The 14,570-nt window shown below is 69.3% G+C and carries 15 protein-coding genes; 3 read left to right on the top strand and 12 right to left on the bottom strand.

Going from position 1 to position 14,570, the window contains the following annotated elements; genetic code table 11:
- Window positions 1–67: 67 nt before the first annotated feature.
- Entirely contained in the window at window positions 68–712 is a 645-nt protein-coding gene (locus ABD973_RS13885; RefSeq protein ID WP_345500213.1) for a hypothetical protein, read from the bottom strand.
- A 13-nt stretch (window positions 713–725) separates the two neighbouring features.
- A complete protein-coding gene (locus ABD973_RS13880; RefSeq protein WP_345500212.1) occupies window positions 726–2,996 on the bottom strand; it encodes a hypothetical protein in 2,271 nt (756 codons plus the stop codon).
- A 229-nt stretch (window positions 2,997–3,225) separates the two neighbouring features.
- Between ABD973_RS13880 and ABD973_RS13875 the strand changes: the two genes are divergently transcribed.
- Window positions 3,226–4,233, top strand: coding sequence for an FUSC family protein (locus ABD973_RS13875; protein WP_345500211.1), 1,008 nt, complete (start codon window positions 3,226–3,228; stop codon window positions 4,231–4,233).
- Here ABD973_RS13875 and ABD973_RS13870 read toward each other — a convergent pair.
- The 8 genes from ABD973_RS13870 to ABD973_RS13835 all read right to left on the bottom strand — a co-directional run bounded on the left by ABD973_RS13870 (window position 4,219) and on the right by ABD973_RS13835 (window position 11,531).
- On the bottom strand, window positions 4,219–4,869 hold the full coding sequence (locus tag ABD973_RS13870; RefSeq protein WP_345504578.1) for a DNA alkylation repair protein: 651 nt from the start codon (window positions 4,867–4,869) through the stop codon (window positions 4,219–4,221). The two genes, ABD973_RS13875 and ABD973_RS13870, sit on opposite strands and share 15 nt — an antisense overlap.
- 26 nt (window positions 4,870–4,895) lie before the next feature.
- A complete protein-coding gene (locus ABD973_RS13865) occupies window positions 4,896–5,372 on the bottom strand; it encodes a hypothetical protein (RefSeq protein ID WP_345500210.1) in 477 nt (158 codons plus the stop codon).
- On the bottom strand, window positions 5,372–6,235 hold the full coding sequence (locus tag ABD973_RS13860; protein ID WP_345500209.1) for an immunity 49 family protein: 864 nt from the start codon (window positions 6,233–6,235) through the stop codon (window positions 5,372–5,374). Before ABD973_RS13860 ends, ABD973_RS13865 begins: the two co-directional genes overlap by 1 nt.
- 6 nt (window positions 6,236–6,241) lie before the next feature.
- Window positions 6,242–7,102 carry an immunity 49 family protein gene (locus ABD973_RS13855; RefSeq protein ID WP_345500208.1) on the bottom strand — a complete coding sequence of 287 codons (861 nt, stop codon included), beginning with the start codon at window positions 7,100–7,102 and terminating at the stop codon, window positions 6,242–6,244.
- A gap of 11 nt (window positions 7,103–7,113) precedes the next feature.
- Window positions 7,114–9,750, bottom strand: coding sequence for a hypothetical protein (locus tag ABD973_RS13850; protein WP_345500207.1), 2,637 nt, complete (start codon window positions 9,748–9,750; stop codon window positions 7,114–7,116).
- 54 nt (window positions 9,751–9,804) lie between these two features.
- Window positions 9,805–10,203: a hypothetical protein gene (locus tag ABD973_RS13845; RefSeq protein WP_125821983.1), complete on the bottom strand. Its 399-nt coding sequence runs from the start codon at window positions 10,201–10,203 to the stop codon at window positions 9,805–9,807.
- Between the two features lie 268 nt (window positions 10,204–10,471).
- Complete coding sequence (locus tag ABD973_RS13840; RefSeq protein WP_125813976.1) at window positions 10,472–10,672, bottom strand: DUF397 domain-containing protein; 201 nt, start codon at window positions 10,670–10,672, stop codon at window positions 10,472–10,474.
- A gap of 10 nt (window positions 10,673–10,682) precedes the next feature.
- Window positions 10,683–11,531, bottom strand: coding sequence for a helix-turn-helix domain-containing protein (locus ABD973_RS13835; protein ID WP_125821984.1), 849 nt, complete (start codon window positions 11,529–11,531; stop codon window positions 10,683–10,685).
- 241 nt (window positions 11,532–11,772) lie between these two features.
- Here ABD973_RS13835 and ABD973_RS13830 point away from each other — a divergent pair, with 241 nt between their 5' ends.
- Entirely contained in the window at window positions 11,773–12,216 is a 444-nt protein-coding gene (locus ABD973_RS13830; protein ID WP_345500206.1) for an ATP-binding protein, read from the top strand.
- Between the two features lie 53 nt (window positions 12,217–12,269).
- Here ABD973_RS13830 and ABD973_RS13825 read toward each other — a convergent pair whose 3' ends face one another.
- Window positions 12,270–12,797, bottom strand: a complete 528-nt coding sequence (locus ABD973_RS13825; RefSeq protein WP_345500204.1) for a hypothetical protein — start codon at window positions 12,795–12,797, stop codon at window positions 12,270–12,272.
- A gap of 531 nt (window positions 12,798–13,328) precedes the next feature.
- Window positions 13,329–13,814, bottom strand: coding sequence for a MarR family winged helix-turn-helix transcriptional regulator (locus ABD973_RS13820; RefSeq protein ID WP_125821986.1), 486 nt, complete (start codon window positions 13,812–13,814; stop codon window positions 13,329–13,331).
- 206 nt (window positions 13,815–14,020) lie between these two features.
- Between ABD973_RS13820 and ABD973_RS13815 the strand changes: the two genes are divergently transcribed.
- A complete protein-coding gene (locus tag ABD973_RS13815; RefSeq protein ID WP_345500203.1) occupies window positions 14,021–14,530 on the top strand; it encodes a hypothetical protein in 510 nt (169 codons plus the stop codon).
- Window positions 14,531–14,570 lie beyond the last annotated feature (40 nt).

Below are 14,570 nucleotides of genomic sequence, written 5' to 3'. Positions count from 1 at the left end.
GCGATGCCCTGCCTGATCTGCTCCATCAGTCTCTCCGCGAGCCACGTACTCGCGGGCACCGACATGATCACATCAGATCGGTGAGATCCGGCCCACGGCCGTCGATGAGTTCCGCATCCTCCAGCCCGTAGGCCTTGGGCATACCGAAATAGGTGGGTTCCCCCGGTTCGGCATCAACTCCCAGGAGGGCATCGAGTTCCCGCAGTGCCGTGGCAAGGCGGGGAGCGTTGCGGGCGTGCACCTCGGGGTGCGGGTTGCCGTAGAAGTCGCAGGTGGCCCATACGTCGTGGTGCACGGACAGCGTTGCGGAGGGCCCGATCGAGTCAGGCGACACCCGGAGCTCGACCAGGCGCTCTTCCTTACGGGCGTCGCCTTCCGCGTTGTACCAGGTCCCCGAGCCGACGACGACGAAGCCAGTCATCTCCGCGCCCGGGTGGCCCACCGGCCGACAGCCACGGATCTCGTCCCCCAGCTTCTCGTCGCTCAGAGACCTGCTGATGAGGCTCAGGCCGCTGTCGATCCCGAGCCCGCCCTTGCCGACCTCGAACCAGCTCCACTCCAGGGCCTGGGGCTCAAGCAGACCGTGCGCGGACAGCACGGCGGTCATCCGTGCGGCAGTCGCGAGAGCCGGCTCCAACCCGGACTCGCTGACGTCGTACAGATCCCAGAACCACGAGCCGCTCTCCCGCGGCGCGCGCATCAGAATCGACATGGAGTTGGTTTCCTTACGGCTTGGTGGCATTGGTGGGGTAGACGGTGATGGAACCGTCGTTGAAGCGCAGCTCAAACGAGGCGTTGGTGCGGTCTGCGGCCCCCTGCGCCGAGGCAAGGTCCCGTTCCGTCAATGCGCTCTTCGTGTCATGAATGTCAAGAATGGCGACCTTGACATCGACTCCATCGCCCACGAGCTGGTGGTCGGCGATTCCGTTGATTGCCGACCTGATGCCCTTGGCGCTTTTGACATCCTTGAGCTGGGCACCGTACTCGATCCGGCCATCTACCCTGGTCGCGACGTCCAGGTCCAACTTTCTCGCGGTCAGGTCCAGCTCGAACTCGATGTGCTCAATGCCCTTCGCCTGAAGCTCGGCCGCATGCTGCAGTGCTTGGTGAACAGCGGGCGTCATGCCCGCTTGTTTGATCTGAGACAGCAACTTTCCGAGTCCGGGGGTGCCCGAGAACCTTCCGGAGGCGACGTAGTCGGCGATTGCCGCTCCGTACTCCGACTTCTTCAGCTGAGTAATCATCCGCTCCTGGTCGTGGGGCTGGACCTTCGCCTTACTGAGGGCCTCCAAGACGGCGGCCTCGCTCTCAGGTGACATCGTGCCCGACGGCTGTTGCGAGATCTTGTCGGTCTCAAGGTGAACAGGCTGATTGTCGGGATCGGGGCCGTCGTGTGCGCCACCCGGCGCATCACCGCCCCCACCCCCTCCACCCGGGCCCTCGCCCTGGTGGGGGACAGTCGGCCCGTCGTCATACCCGGCGCCCGTGCCGGGTCCGTCGCTGTGGCCTCCACCAGCGGGGGTGGTGTCGGTGCCGCCCGGTTCGGGGTGGCTGTTGTGCGGCATGTTGTCGGCCGTCCCGCCCGGGGCGTGGGCGTGGGCGCCGACTGTGGCTTCCTGGCGGGTGGGGGCTTCGGCGAGGGGGTGGTCCGGGCCCTTGGGGATGGCGGTGAGGTCGTGTTTGGGGCGGGCGTTGTGGTCGAGGAGTTGGTGGGTGACCTTGTCGAGGTATTGGGGGCGGCCGAGGGCGTCGTCGGGGAGGCGGGCCGTGTCGTTGGGGTGGGGGAAGGTGACGCCGGGGGCGTCGGCCTTGGGGAGGTTGTTCCAGACGACGTCGTCGACTTTGGGGAAGGCTCCGTCGACCTTGCCGATGTTGGCGAGGAGTTCGCCGATCTTGAGTTTGGTGAAGGTGAGGGAGGCGGCTTTGCCGGCGGCTTGGCCGACGTAGGTCATGGGGTCGATGAGGCGTCCGGCTTTGCCGGCGACGCTGATGGTCTTGGCGATGGCGCCGGTTTTGACTCCGGTGCCGACGCCGCCGGAGAAGACGGTGGTGAGGACGTTGAAGGTGACGCCGCCTGCGGCGCGGGCGGGGTTCTTGCCCCACTCGTCCCAGGCGACGAGGGCTTTGCCGGTTTCCTTCATGGTGTTGCGGGAGTCGCGGAACCAGGCGGGCATGGCCTTGGCGTCGGTGTTCCAGAAGACGAAGGCCGTGCCGGGGTTGGTGGTGAGGGCGATGCCGGTGGCGAGTTTGGCGAGGCCGGTCCAGGCCTGGCCGGCGGCGGCGGAGCCGTCGTAGCCGACGAGGGTGCCCAGGCCGCGGACGGTGCCGACGATGCCGTCCATGACGAGGCCGTCCCAGAGGAAGGACTTGGTCCAGTGCCCGATGTCGTACCAGCGGTGGGACTGGGCGAGTTGTGAGCCCCAGGGGAGGTCTTGGACCTTGTTGAGGTCGGCGGCCCGGTAGCCGTACATGCCGTCGGCGTGGGTGCCGTCGTCGACGGTGAGTGCGGGCAGGCCGGACAGGGCGCGGATCTTGCTGGCGCAGGTGCGTTCGGCTGCCCAGAAGGCCTCGGCCGCCGCGTTGACGTCGTGGATCAGGTCGTTGTTCTCGTCGACCTTCTTCCCGTCGTCCTTCCAGTGGGCGTCGCCCTGGATCTTGCTGGTGAAGGCCGTTGCCTGGGACTGGAGTTGCTTGAGGCGGGCGACGATGGGGCGTGCTTCGACGGCGAACTCGCCGAGTGCCTGGGCGGCTGTTTCGAGCTGGTCGGCGAAGTGGTCGCTTTCCGTCCGCACCCGGTTGGTGGTGGCGAAGAGCTGGGCTGCTTCGGGTGGGGAGTAGAAGGCGGCCAGGCCCTGGAATGTGCTGTCGATGTTCGCGCCCGTGTCGCGGAGGCTGGCCGCGGCCGCTGCGATGGCCGTGCGGTCCTGCTCCAACGCGTCCAGGTCGCCGGTGAACTGAGGGATCGTGCACGGATTGATCGGTATGTGGTCTGCCACTGCTGTCCCGCCCCCCGGCAGATCGATCTACGTATGGGGCTCTTTCTACCGGCCGGCTGTTGCGAACGTGAATTCGAAATGCGCTACGAAGGAGTTAGGGCCGGAAAGTATTGGTGGTTGACCTGATCCGGACATGCCGCGTTCGGCCCAATGGCGGAAAAGGGGTGGGCGGGCGGCGGAGGCTGGGGGTGTTTGGGCGGCTCGTGGGTCAGGGGCTTCTTTGAGCGGTGTGCGGGAGTGGGTTTCCGGGCGGGTGCCGCCGGGGGAGGTGGCCGGGGCTGCGCGGATCGTGGTGACCGTGGTCGTCGCCTGGCAGGTGGCGGTCTGGCTCGGGGCCGATCAGCCGCCCGTGTACGCCGCCGTCGTGCCGCTCGTGGCGTTGCGCGGGGATCCGGTGACCGCGCTCGGGGCTTCGGTGCAGCGGTCGCTGGGGGTGGTGGCCGGGGTGCTGATCGGGATTGCGGTGGTGAACCTGCTGCGGCCCTCGACCGCCGCGCTGGCGGTGGTGGTGGCGCTGGGGCTCGGGGTCGGGATGTTCCTGCGGGCCTCGGGCGGGCTGAACATCCAGGTGGCGGCGTCCTCGCTGCTGGTGTTCGCCAGTACGTCGCCGGACGCGTACGCCTGGCACCGGGTGTGGGAGACGGCCGCCGGTGCGGTGGTGACCGTACTGCTTGCGCCGTTGTTGTGGCCGCCCGATCCGTACCGGACGCTGGCCGGGATCGCCGAGGACTGCCGGGTGCGGGTGACCCGGTCCCTGGGAGGGACCGCCGCCGTGCTGGGCGGGGAGCCGGGGGCTGCCCAGGACAACCTCAGCCTCGTGACCGCCCATGCTGAAGCCGTGCACGGGGATGCGGGGCGGGCGCGGGAGGCCGAGCGGGCCATGCGGTTCAACCCGCTGCGGCGGCGGCACCGCGAGGGCGTACGGGTGCGGGCGCGCGGGATCGCCGCCGTCGACCGGGCCGCCGGGGAGGTAGTGGTGCTGGCCGGGGAGGTCGCCGCGTTCGCGGGCCGGGAGGAGCTGGCGGGCGACCTGGCGCGGGCTCGGGCGCCGTTGGCGGAGGTGGCGGACCTTGTGGTGCGGGTCGTCGAGGACGTGTTGGGGGGTGCCGATCCGGCGGCGGGGATCGCTGCTGCCCGTACGGCCGTCGCCGAGTACGCGCGTACGGACTCCAGTCCCGTCGCGGTGGCGCTGCGGCGGCCGCTCGTACGGATGCTGGACTCGCTAGGTGGCCGCTGACGAGGCCCGGCGGACCATTTCCCCGATCCAGACCGGGGCGTACGGGGAGGTGCAGCCCGGGGAGGTCGGGTAGTCCTTCAGGACCTCCAGGCGCTCCCCGATGGCGATCGCGCGGGCGCGGTGTTCGGGGTGCTCGATGCCGATCTGGGCGAGGCAGTGGTTCATCGCCCACTGGAGGCGGTCCGGGGCGTCCTTCATGTGCGTTTCGATGAGGTCGAGGAGGCCCGGGAGGTCGAGTCCCTCGGGCTTCTTCGCCACCCGGTCGGTGGTCAGCGCCCAGCCGGCGCTCGCGACGTCCGGGTCCGGGTCGGCGAACCAGGCCAGGCGCAGTTCCTCGGCGTGCGGGCTCTTCTTGACGACGTTGCCGACCAGCCAGTCGTGCACCTTGGGCGTGCGGGCCTCGCGCAGCATGGCGTCGAGCTCGGCCCGGTCGTACGCCTTGGGGCGGCAGACGAGGAGTGCGAGGAGTCGGGCGGCGCTGTCGCCGGTGGCCCAGAGCTCGCGGGCGAGTTCCTGTTGCGTCCCGAGGCGTTTGGCGAGGGCGCGCAGCTTGGTGAGGTTCACGGCGTGGTCGTCGCCGTGGCGCTCGTTCACGGCGCGGATCCTCGGGTCTTCGAGGTCCGCGAGCTCGGCCATGACGGCGGCGAGCGTGGGCGTGTCGGTCACCTGGGCGTTTCCTGTCCGTCGTGCGCGCACGCGGGGCAGACGTGCAGTTCGTGTGCGGCGGTGGAGAGCATTCCCACGATATTGACGGACGGCTCGCGGAACTCGGCGGCGACCACGGCGAAGGGGTCGATGCGGTGGGCGCTGTGGGTGCTGCCGTGCCGGCCGGGGGCTTCGAGTACGTAGCGGTAGCCGCGCGGCGTGTCGGGGTCGTCGGCGGTGCGCCAGGCGGCGCCGTGGCACCGGATCATCACGTCCGCGAGGTACGCGACCAGGTCGCAGTGGAGCGTGATCCAGTCCGACTGCTCGAACTCGTCGAGCGGGGCGCTGTGGACGTAGTCCTGGAGGGGCAGGACCAGGCTGGTCGGGTCGGCTGCGTACGCCTCGGCGGGTACACCGAGCATGTCGGCGATGCCGCAGGCGTTCTTGTGGTTTCCGTCGTGCCATTCCCGGATGTCCGGGGGCGCCGCAGGCATCAGCGGACCTCGAATTCGCCGACCCAGGAGCGCTTGAGGAGGTGCTCGGGGAGGTAGGGGGACTCGACGTTGACGGGGATGCCGCCGTCATGGGCGAGGCAGGTGACGGCGAGGATGCCGATGGGTACGAGGCCGTCGATGTCGTCGGCGCGTTCGGGGGTGGCCGTCCAGTACTGCTTGTGGAGTTCAAGGGCCTCGAGGAGGGCCAGTCGGAAGCCCTCTTCGTCCTTGCGGAGGAACTTGTAGAAGAGGTTGATCGGGGGGTAGGCGATGTGCTGGATGTATTCGCGTCCGGCGATGACGGCGACGTTGGGGTGGGAGCGCTGGAAGGTCAGGGTGAGTTCCGGAACCAGTTCGGGGCGCCCCAGCCAGTACGCCCGGAGAGCGGCGACCCAGTGGTAGAGGTAGTCGTCGTGGTCGGCGCCCGAGGCGCGCAGCACGTCGATCGGCAGCTCGCACAGTTCGGTCGTCTTCGGCTGGTCGCGGGTGACGATCGCGTACCAGAACGCCTGGAGCCATGCCTCTGCGTGCGCGTCCGAGGAGGGCCCCGCCGCCGACAGGGTGCGCATCTCGTCGTGGATGCGCACCTCGGTGGTTCCATCGGTCATACCCGCCGTGCGGAACAGCGCGGATCCCAGCTGTGCGGCCGTGACCACGGCCTCCCAGGTGCCCAGCTCGGCGCCCTGCGGGTCCACTCCGAACCGGGCGCGGACGTTGAAGGTGCCGTCCTTCCAGGCCGACCTGAGCTTCCGGGGCGATGAAGAGAGGGCGCCGAGGTCCTTGATCAGGTCCTCGGTGAGCTCGGCGACCCAGGCCGCGCTGTCCGGCCTCGGCTCCGCATGGCTGGCCACAGTGACCGTCACAGCGACTCAGACCTCGAACTCGCCGACCCAGGAGCGCTTGAGGAGGTGCTCGGGGAGGTAGGGGGACTCGACGTTGACGGGGATGCCGCCGTCGTAGGCGAGGCAGGTGACGGCCAGGATGCCGATCGGGACGAGGCCGTCGATGTCGTTGGCGCGTTCGGGGGTGGCCGTCCAGTACTGCTTGTGGAGTTCGAGGGATTCCAGGAGCGTGGTGTGGAAGCCCTCTTCGTCCTTCTGGAGGAACTTGTAGAAGAGGTTGATCGGGGGGTAGGCGACCTGCTGGATGTACTCGCGTCCGGCGATGACGGCGACGTCGGGGTGGGAACGCTGGAACGTCAGCGTCAACTCCGGCACCAGTTCGGGGCGCTTCAGCCAGTAGGCCTGGAGGGTGCCGACCCAGTGGTAGAGGTAGTCGTCGTGGTCGGCGCCCGAGGCGCGCAGGACGTCGATGGGGAGCTCGCACAGTTCGGTCATCTTCGGCTGGTCGCGCGTGATGATCGCGTACCAGAACGCGTCGATCCATGCCTGTGCGTCCGCGTCCGACGAAGGCCCCACCGCTGGCAGGGTGCGCATCTCGTGGTGGATGCGCACCTCGGTCGTTCCCTCCGCCATCGCAGCGGTGCGGAAGAGCGCGGTACCCAGTTGGGCCGCGGCGACCACGGCCTCCCACGTCCCCAGCTCAGCGCCCTGCGGGTCTACCCGGAATCGGGCACGGACGTTGAAGGTGGCGTCCTTCCACGCTCTCCTGAGCTTCCGCGGTGTCGCAGCGAGGGCGTCGATCTCCTTGATCAGATCCTCACCGATCCCGTTGACCCAGGCCGCGCTGGTGGGCCTCGGCTCAGAATGTCCGGCCACGAAGACGGGCATCGCTTCTCCTGTCATTTGGTGAGGTCGAATCGGCGAATAGTGTATCCGGCGTAAGTTCCCGTGTTATCGGCTCCCTTGACAACGACATAGTCGATCCGCGGGGGTTCCGCGTCCAGTGCCGCCTGGAGGGCTTTGTACAGGTCCATTTCGCTCTCGATGTCTTCGCCGCGCTTCCGCATTTGCTCAAGGATGTCCTCGAAGTAATCGCGGGTTCCCTGCGAGACACGCTTTCCTTTCACCAGGCGCTCGCCCAGGTCCGTGGTGACGTGGCTCTTCGCCTCGACCACGACGTACCGGTCGCCGTGCTTGTAGACCTGGTCGAACTGGTTGTTCCCGTTCGCGGGACCGTGCAGCGTCTCTTCCTTGGCTCCGGGGAACTCCTTCGGTATCGCGTGTTCCCTCGCTATGGCCTCGCCGTACGCCTCGCTCTTCTTGGAAAGGGCCTCGTGGAATGGTGCGTGCTTCGCCTTGGCCGCGTCGAGCGCCGCCTGGGTTTCCGGCGTGGGGTTGTTCTTGTGCGCCGTTTTCGCGTCGCCGTAGGCGTCGTGGGGGCCCTTGTCGGCGGCGATGGCGTCGTGACGCTCCTTCGCGGCCTGGTCGAGCGAGTCCCGCATCTCCTTGGTGACGAAGGCGTCCTTGTGGCTGACCGAGTCCGCCTTGCCCAGGTAGTCCGGCGGAACCGGCGGCGGAATGTCGGACTTCGGCACCCAGACGTCGGGAGCGGTCTCCACGAGCTGCGGCGGGACCAGACCGGTGTGGTCGGGCACGTCGGCGCGGAGGCGGTAGCCGAGCTTGTTGTAGTACTTCTTGAAGTAGCCGTCCGTCGGGTCGTTCGCCCGGTGGACCTGGTACTCCATGATCTGCCGCTTTTCGGCGTCCGTGTACTTGTGGGCGTTCTCCCGGTGCGGAGGCAGCTCGGGGCGTCCGCCGTGGTCCGGCACCGCCGGGTCGGGGCCGTCTCCGTGCCCGTGGCCCAGGTTGTCGGGGACGCCGCCGCCTTGGTGCGGGATGGTCGGGCCGTCGCCGTGGCCGCCGCCGCCCGTGGAGGGGGTGTCGCCGTGGCCGCCCGTGGAGGGGGTGTCGGTGTGGCCGCCGGTGGGGGTGGTGTCGGTGCCGCCGTGGCCGGGGGTCGTGCCGCCGGGTTCGGTGTGGCTGTTGTGCGGGAGGTTGTCGGCGGTGCCGCCGGGGGTGTGGGCCGTGGTCCCGCCGGGGGTGTGGGTGGCGGTGCCGCCCGGGGTGTGGGAGGTGACGTCCGCCGTGTGGGCGCCGACACCGACCGGGACTTCCTGCTTCTTGGGGACCTCGGCCAGGGGGTGGTCGGGGCCCTTGGGGACCGAGGTGAGGTCCTGCTTCGGGAGGCCCTTGTGGTCCAGGAGCTGGTTCGTCGTCTTGTCGAAGTACTGCGGACGGCCCAGCGCGTCGTCCGGGAGACGGACCGTGTCCTCGGGGTGCGGGAACTTGATGCCCGGGGCGTCGGCCTTGGGGAGGTCCTTCCACACCACGTCGTCGATCTTCGGGAAGGCGCCGTCGACCTTCCCCAGGTTCGCGAACAGGTCACCGATCTTCAGCTTCGCCAGGGAGCCGGCCTTGCCGATGTAGGTGATCGGGTCGATGATCCGGCCGGCCTTCCCGGCCACCGAGAGGACCTTCGCGATCCCGCCTGTCTTGGCCGCGGTGCCGGCGCCGCCGGTGAAGACGGTGGTCAGGACGTTGAAGGTGACCGCTCCCGCGGCGCGGGCGGGGTTCTTGCCCCACTCGTCCCAGGCGACCAGGGCCTTGCCGGTCTCCTTCATCGCCGTGCGGGAGTCCTTCAGCCAGCCCGGGAGCTGCTTGTCGTCCGCCGCCCAGAACGCGGCGCCGACACCCGGCATGGAAGTGATCACGAGGCCGGTGGCGAGTTTGGCCAGGCCCGTCCAGGCCTGGCCCGCGGCGTCCCAGCCGTCGACGCCGACCAGGGTGCCAAGGCCCCGGATGGTGCCCCAGATGCCGTCGACGATGATCCCGTCCCACACGAAGGACTTGACCCAGTAGCCGACCTCCCACGCCCGGTGGGTCTCCTCCAGCTGCGAACCCCACGGCAGGTCCTGGACCTTGTTCAGGTCATCGGCCTTGTAGCCGTACATGTTCGCGCCGTTGGAGCCGTCGTTCACGGTCAGCGGCGGGGCGCAGTACAGGGCGCGGATCTTGTTCGCGCAGGTGCGTTCGGCCGCCCAGAACGCCTCGGCGGCCGCGTTGACGTCGTGGATCAGATCGTTGTTCTCATCGATCTTCTTCCCGTCGTCCTTCCAGTGCTCGTCCCCGGCGATCTTGTTGGAGAACGTCGTCGCCTTCGCCTGGAGCGCCTTCAGACGCGCCACGATCGGGCGGGCCTCGGTGACGTACTCGCCCAGCGCCTTCGCCGCCGACTCGAGCTGGTCGGCGAAGAAATCGCTGTCCGTCTTCACCGGCTTCGTCGTGGCGAACAGCTTCGCGGCCTCGGGAGCGGCATAGAACGCCGACAGGCCCTGGAACTCGCTGTCCACGTTCTCGCCGGCCGTGCGGAAGGTGCCCGCTGCCGCCGTGATCGCCGCGTGGTCCTGCTCCAACGCGTCCAGGTCACCCGTGAACTGCGGGATCGTGCACGGATTGATCGGTACGTGGTCGGTCACTTCTGACCCGCCCCCCGAGGTCGAGCTGCCTTCGCGAGCATCCTTGTCTACTCGTCAACTGACGCGAACACAAATGCGAATGGTTCCCGTGGGGGTCGGGGTGAGGGAGAGGTAGTCGACCGGGCGGACGCGCCATTCGGGGCGGAGGCCGCCGCGCAGGACGATGCTGAAGCCGGCGGTTTCGCCGCGGTGGAGGGCGGCGAGGGTGTGGATGCGGCCGCCGCCGTCGGCCCAGGTGAGGGCGCGGTGCACTTCCGTGGGGGAGAGGGCTAAGGGGTGCGCGGTGCGGATCTGGAGGCGGATGCGGCGGACGGCCTCTTCGGGGGTGTCCAGCATGGCGCGGTCGAGGAGTTCGGGGGGCCGGTCGCGGGCGTCGCGGTAGCGGAGGGCTTCGAACCAGTACCCGGTGCGGATGGCTGCCGTGTGGTCCAGGGGGAGGGGTCGCGCGGGCATGTACGGCTCTCCTGCCGTCGCTGAGGGTCGCCCCTTCCGGACCGTGACGGGCGGCGGGAAGGGGCGACGGTGACGCCTCCGGCCAACTGGCGCATAGTCAGCTGGAGTTACGTCACGGGACGTCGCCTGGCGGGCGGCTCCCGTGACGTACAGCGACGGTAGCGTCACAGGCGTGGCCGTCGCAATGGTGTGACGTCCCAAAGTTGCACCGGCACATGCTGAGCGCCCCTCACCTGCGGGAATGAGGGGCGCTGCTGGTCGAGATTCGTCAGATCAGGTGATCGAACTCGCCGGCCTTGACTCCGAGGATGAAGGCACGCAGCTTCTCCACCGTCGTGGTCACGATCACGTGCGGGTCGTCGCTCTCCCGCATCTTGATCGCGCCGGCGACGGGTGCCAGCTCAACGCAGCTCTGGTTGTCGTCCGGTCCTGAGAACGAGGACTTCTGCCACTTGATTCCGTCGGTCATGCGCCTTGACTCACACTTCCTGAGCGATGCGGTGAATGTGTTCTCTCGACTCTTCCGGTCCGAGCGAGATCGACTCGATGGATTCGAGCAACCCTCGGTACTTGGCGAGCTGAGCCTCTGCGTCCAGGAATCCGCCGTCGAAGGCGCTGTCGATCTGGACGGTGTCGAGCGCCGGGATGGCGCCGCCTGCGTAGAGCATCGAATGCACGGAGCCCGTGATCTGCCGGTCGAAGGGGATCAGGCGAACGGTGACCGATGGCCAGTGGGAGACCTTGTCCAGGAAGGCGAGTTGTTCCCGCATGACCTCCGCGTCGCAGTACCGCATGCGCAGGGCGGCTTCGTGGATGAAGGCCTCGAACGGGGTGGGGCGGGGGCGGTCGAAGATGACCCGGCGCCTCATCCTGTGCTCGACGCGCGTGTTCAGTTCGTTCGCGGGCAGGTCGGACATGCCGCTGCGGATCAGGCTTCGGGCGTAGGCCTCGGTCTGGAGCTGCCCCGGGACGTACAGCATCTGGATGACGCGGATGTACGTGGCGTGGAATTCGAGTTCGGCCACGTCGAGGAAGCCCGGTGACAGGCGTCCCCGGTACTCGTCCCACCAGCCCTTGCCGCGCTCCTCGGCCATGCTCGCCAGCGCGTCGACGAGGTGCTTGTCCGTTGCCGAGTAATGGGAGGCCAGGCGGCGGACGCGCTCGTCGCTCACTCCGTAGCGACCTGACTCGATGTGGCTGATCTGGGCGCGTTCCCCGCCCAGGTAGGCGGCTGCGGTCGCGCCGTTCATGCCGGCCTTCTCGCGTAGCTTGCGCAGCTCGGCGCCCAATCGCCGTTGGCGGGCGGTCGGATAGCTCCTCGGCGGCATGACCCCTCCATCTCGTCCGGGTACGAGTGTGCCGCTCGCTCCGGTCCGGGGTCCACTCAAACGGATGTTACGGCCGTCCCACTGTTGCGCCGTCCCAATGTTGTGCCCTACGTTCCGAGGGCTGGAGCAGCCGGTGGCTGACCGAAGTGCAGCTGTCCACAGCCCTGTTGGGGCGGGCGGACGGCCAGGGACACGGTCGTGAGGAACCGGCATCGGATTCGTCTGGTGGGGAGAGGTCGCGATGAACGCGAACGCACTACGACAGGACTGGGCCGGACCGGCGGAGGGGCTCACCTACCGGATGGTCGCGCCCAGCAGGGCCGAGGCCGTCAAGGTCGCCCGGGACTGGGTCGTGGCCGTGTTGCGCAGTGCCGGGTGCGGGGCGGAGGTGGGGGAGCGGGCTCGGCTCTGTGTGTCCGAGGTGGTGACCAACGCCCACCGGCACACCGACTCCCCCGAGATCGCCGTCGAGGTGGCCCTGCTCGGGGGGAGGGTCACCGTCTACGTGTACGACTGCGCGCCCGAGCGGTGGCCCGATGAGGGAACGCGCGGGGTGATGGCCACCCACGGGCGGGGGCTCGCGCTCGTCGCCGCCACCGCCGACGACTGGGCGGCCGTGGCACAGGGGGACTGCGTCAAGGTGGTGTGGTTCGGCTTCGCGGTGGCGGCGGCGGGAACGGGGTGAGGCCGCCCGGCCCCGTCGGGCGGGATCGGGCGGCCGCGGTGGCGCGGAGCGTCTCAGCAGGGGCGGATGTGGAAGACGGGGGTCCAGCTCGCGGTGCCGGTGTCCTTGGCCACGTTCGACCAGCGCTCGCTGCCGTCGCTGTTGTAGAAGCGGGCCCGGGTGCCGGAGGTCTGGTTGTTGTTGAACGTGCCGTTGCCGACGCCGTTGAAGTCGTAGTAGCCGCAGCGGTAGTAGTCGTAGTTGTTGCCGTTGCCGTCCGTGATGCACAGGTGGCCGTTGCCGCAGGCCAGCGCCGTGTCCGGGGAGGCGAGGTCGCGGGTCTCGGTCTGGCCCGGGGCCCGCAGGACCACGCTGCCGCCGGCGGTGGAGAGCTTGTTCGCCGAGACCTGGCGGGCCGACGGGTCCGACGCGAGTAAGGCGTCGACCTGCTGCTGGAGTCCGGCCGTCTGCGCGGCCGTGAGGCCGGCGGCGCGGGTCTGCTGGGAGAAGGCGGTCGTCGTGGAGGCTTCGGCGGTCAGGACCGGGCCCGCCATCAGGGCCGCGGTGGCGGTCATCGTCGCGAGGATCTTGCGCGGTGACATGGGTGTTCCCCTTCTTCTGCTTCGGCAGCCGTGCGGTCGCCGCTCGTGACGGCGGCCGCTGAGTCGCGGGACTCATCGTTCCGAAGGCATGGCAGGGCCTGAAAGGGGTGAATCGGCCGGGTTGCGGCTCTTGTCGCGATACCTCGGCTATGCGCGTGCCTCAGGAGTCTCAGGGGTTACCGAACTGGTGCGTGGTCCATGCATCGTTCTCGCTGGCCGGGCGGGGTTCTTCGTCACCGTCCGTTGCGGTGGTGGCGGCGTGGCGCGATGAGGGTGGAACGGTTGGCCGTCAGCGCGGCGCGGCGTGGGGCAAGGCCGGCTGGAGGGAGAGGTGGTCGATGGAGCGCGCCTGCCGCACGAGCTTCGGAGCCACCGCCCGGAGGCTCGCCGCTGGCGCCGTAGTGAGCCTCCGGAGCGAGCGGAGTGCGAGAGCGCGGAGCTGCTTGCCGCGCCGGACGGTACGGGCTCCCCGGAGGCGCCGGCTACCGGGGGCACGGCGGCGGGGCGTGCGGCCTCGTGCGCGGACACCCCCTAGCGCGCCGCGGCCCTGACGTTGTCGGCCATTCGGCGGAGGACCCGCAGTGCGGCTACGTACTCCTCGTCGGTGATGCCCTCGTGGATCTCCGTCCGGAGGGCGGTGACCAGTTCCCGGATCCGCTCGATGGCCTCGCGGCCGGTGTCGGTGACGGTCAGCAGCTCGCCGTTGCCGTAGCTGTCCAGCCAGCCGCGGTGAATCAGCTGGTCGACCGCGCGCGGGACGTCGTGCGGGGTGTCCGCGGACTCCGCCAGGTCGGCGAGGACGGTCTCGCGGGGAAGCGGCCCGTCGGCCCGCTGGACGCGGTTGAGCGTCCACCACTGGGGCTGGGTGACGTCGACCCGGGCCATCGCGTCCCGGATGTGCCCGATCACGGCCCGGTGGGCGACCCCGCTCCAGTACCCGATGGGCTGGCTGGGCAGCATCTCGTCGGTGGCGGCGGGGTCGGCGGGGGCGGCTGTGCGCTGGGTCTGTGTGGTCATGCCGCTGACCGTAGGACCCCAAGTCCACTTGAGGTCAACCCGCTTGGTCGAGGATCGCTCGACCCGGGCCCCTTCGCCCGGACGTATCGCCCGGTCGGCGCAGGTTGACGGGACAGGCGGGTCGTCCACGGGTGTAATGGCAGCCGGGGGTGAGACGGTGCCGACAGGGGCCAGCGGCCCTGGACAGCTTGGGAATGGGCGGCGAAATGGACAGGGCTCAGGCCGAGGAGCTGTCGCGTCGTGCAGGGGAACTGTTCCAGTCCGGGAGGGAGCGGATCTTCGATGACGTGGCGCAGCGGAGGCTCCACTACCACCTCCTCCGGCTGACCCTCGCCGGCCTCACCCGCGAGGACGTGGAGGATCTGCGCGAGCTCGGCCGCCGCGTGTTCGAGGACGGGGACGTCGCCGAGCAGTCGGCCAGGATCAGCCGACGGGCCGACGCCAGTGCCCTCGCGATGGCGATCGTGGGGGTCGTGGACGGTGTCGCGCAGGCCGGGAACGGCGCGCCCCGGGAGCAGGTGATGCTCGGAGCGATCCTCGGCGCGTACGCGGTCGTCGGCGGCTCGGGCGCGTTCAGCGGTGTCGCGCGGGAGGACCTCCAGACGGCGGCCGTTCTCTGCGCGGTCGGCGGTGCCCTCGCCACCTCGGCGAGCCCTGTCGTCCTCGACAGGATCGCCCAGGTGGGTCTGGAGGAGTACCTCAGTCATCAGGATTGAGGTGCCGTGCTGGAGCCCCCCCTGGATCCGTCGATCGTCC

The organism is Streptomyces racemochromogenes, from assembly GCF_039535215.1.
Lineage (GTDB): Bacteria > Actinomycetota > Actinomycetes > Streptomycetales > Streptomycetaceae > Streptomyces > Streptomyces racemochromogenes.
This window is presented reverse-complemented; position numbering and strand designations above follow the sequence as displayed.

Coding starts and splice junctions, on each gene's coding strand:
- ABD973_RS13885 (WP_345500213.1), bottom strand. CDS start 712: ATGTCGATTCTGATGCGCGCGCCGCGGGAGAGCGGCTCGTGGTTCTGG.
- ABD973_RS13870 (WP_345504578.1), bottom strand. CDS start 4,869: ATGGCCGAGCTCGCGGACCTCGAAGACCCGAGGATCCGCGCCGTGAAC.
- ABD973_RS13865 (WP_345500210.1), bottom strand. CDS start 5,372: ATGCCTGCGGCGCCCCCGGACATCCGGGAATGGCACGACGGAAACCAC.
- ABD973_RS13855 (WP_345500208.1), bottom strand. CDS start 7,102: ATGCCCGTCTTCGTGGCCGGACATTCTGAGCCGAGGCCCACCAGCGCG.
- ABD973_RS13845 (WP_125821983.1), bottom strand. CDS start 10,203: ATGCCCGCGCGACCCCTCCCCCTGGACCACACGGCAGCCATCCGCACC.
- ABD973_RS13840 (WP_125813976.1), bottom strand. CDS start 10,672: ATGACCGACGGAATCAAGTGGCAGAAGTCCTCGTTCTCAGGACCGGAC.
- ABD973_RS13835 (WP_125821984.1), bottom strand. CDS start 11,531: ATGCCGCCGAGGAGCTATCCGACCGCCCGCCAACGGCGATTGGGCGCC.
- ABD973_RS13830 (WP_345500206.1), top strand. CDS start 11,773: ATGAACGCGAACGCACTACGACAGGACTGGGCCGGACCGGCGGAGGGG.
- ABD973_RS13825 (WP_345500204.1), bottom strand. CDS start 12,797: ATGTCACCGCGCAAGATCCTCGCGACGATGACCGCCACCGCGGCCCTG.
- ABD973_RS13820 (WP_125821986.1), bottom strand. CDS start 13,814: ATGACCACACAGACCCAGCGCACAGCCGCCCCCGCCGACCCCGCCGCC.
- ABD973_RS13815 (WP_345500203.1), top strand. CDS start 14,021: ATGGACAGGGCTCAGGCCGAGGAGCTGTCGCGTCGTGCAGGGGAACTG.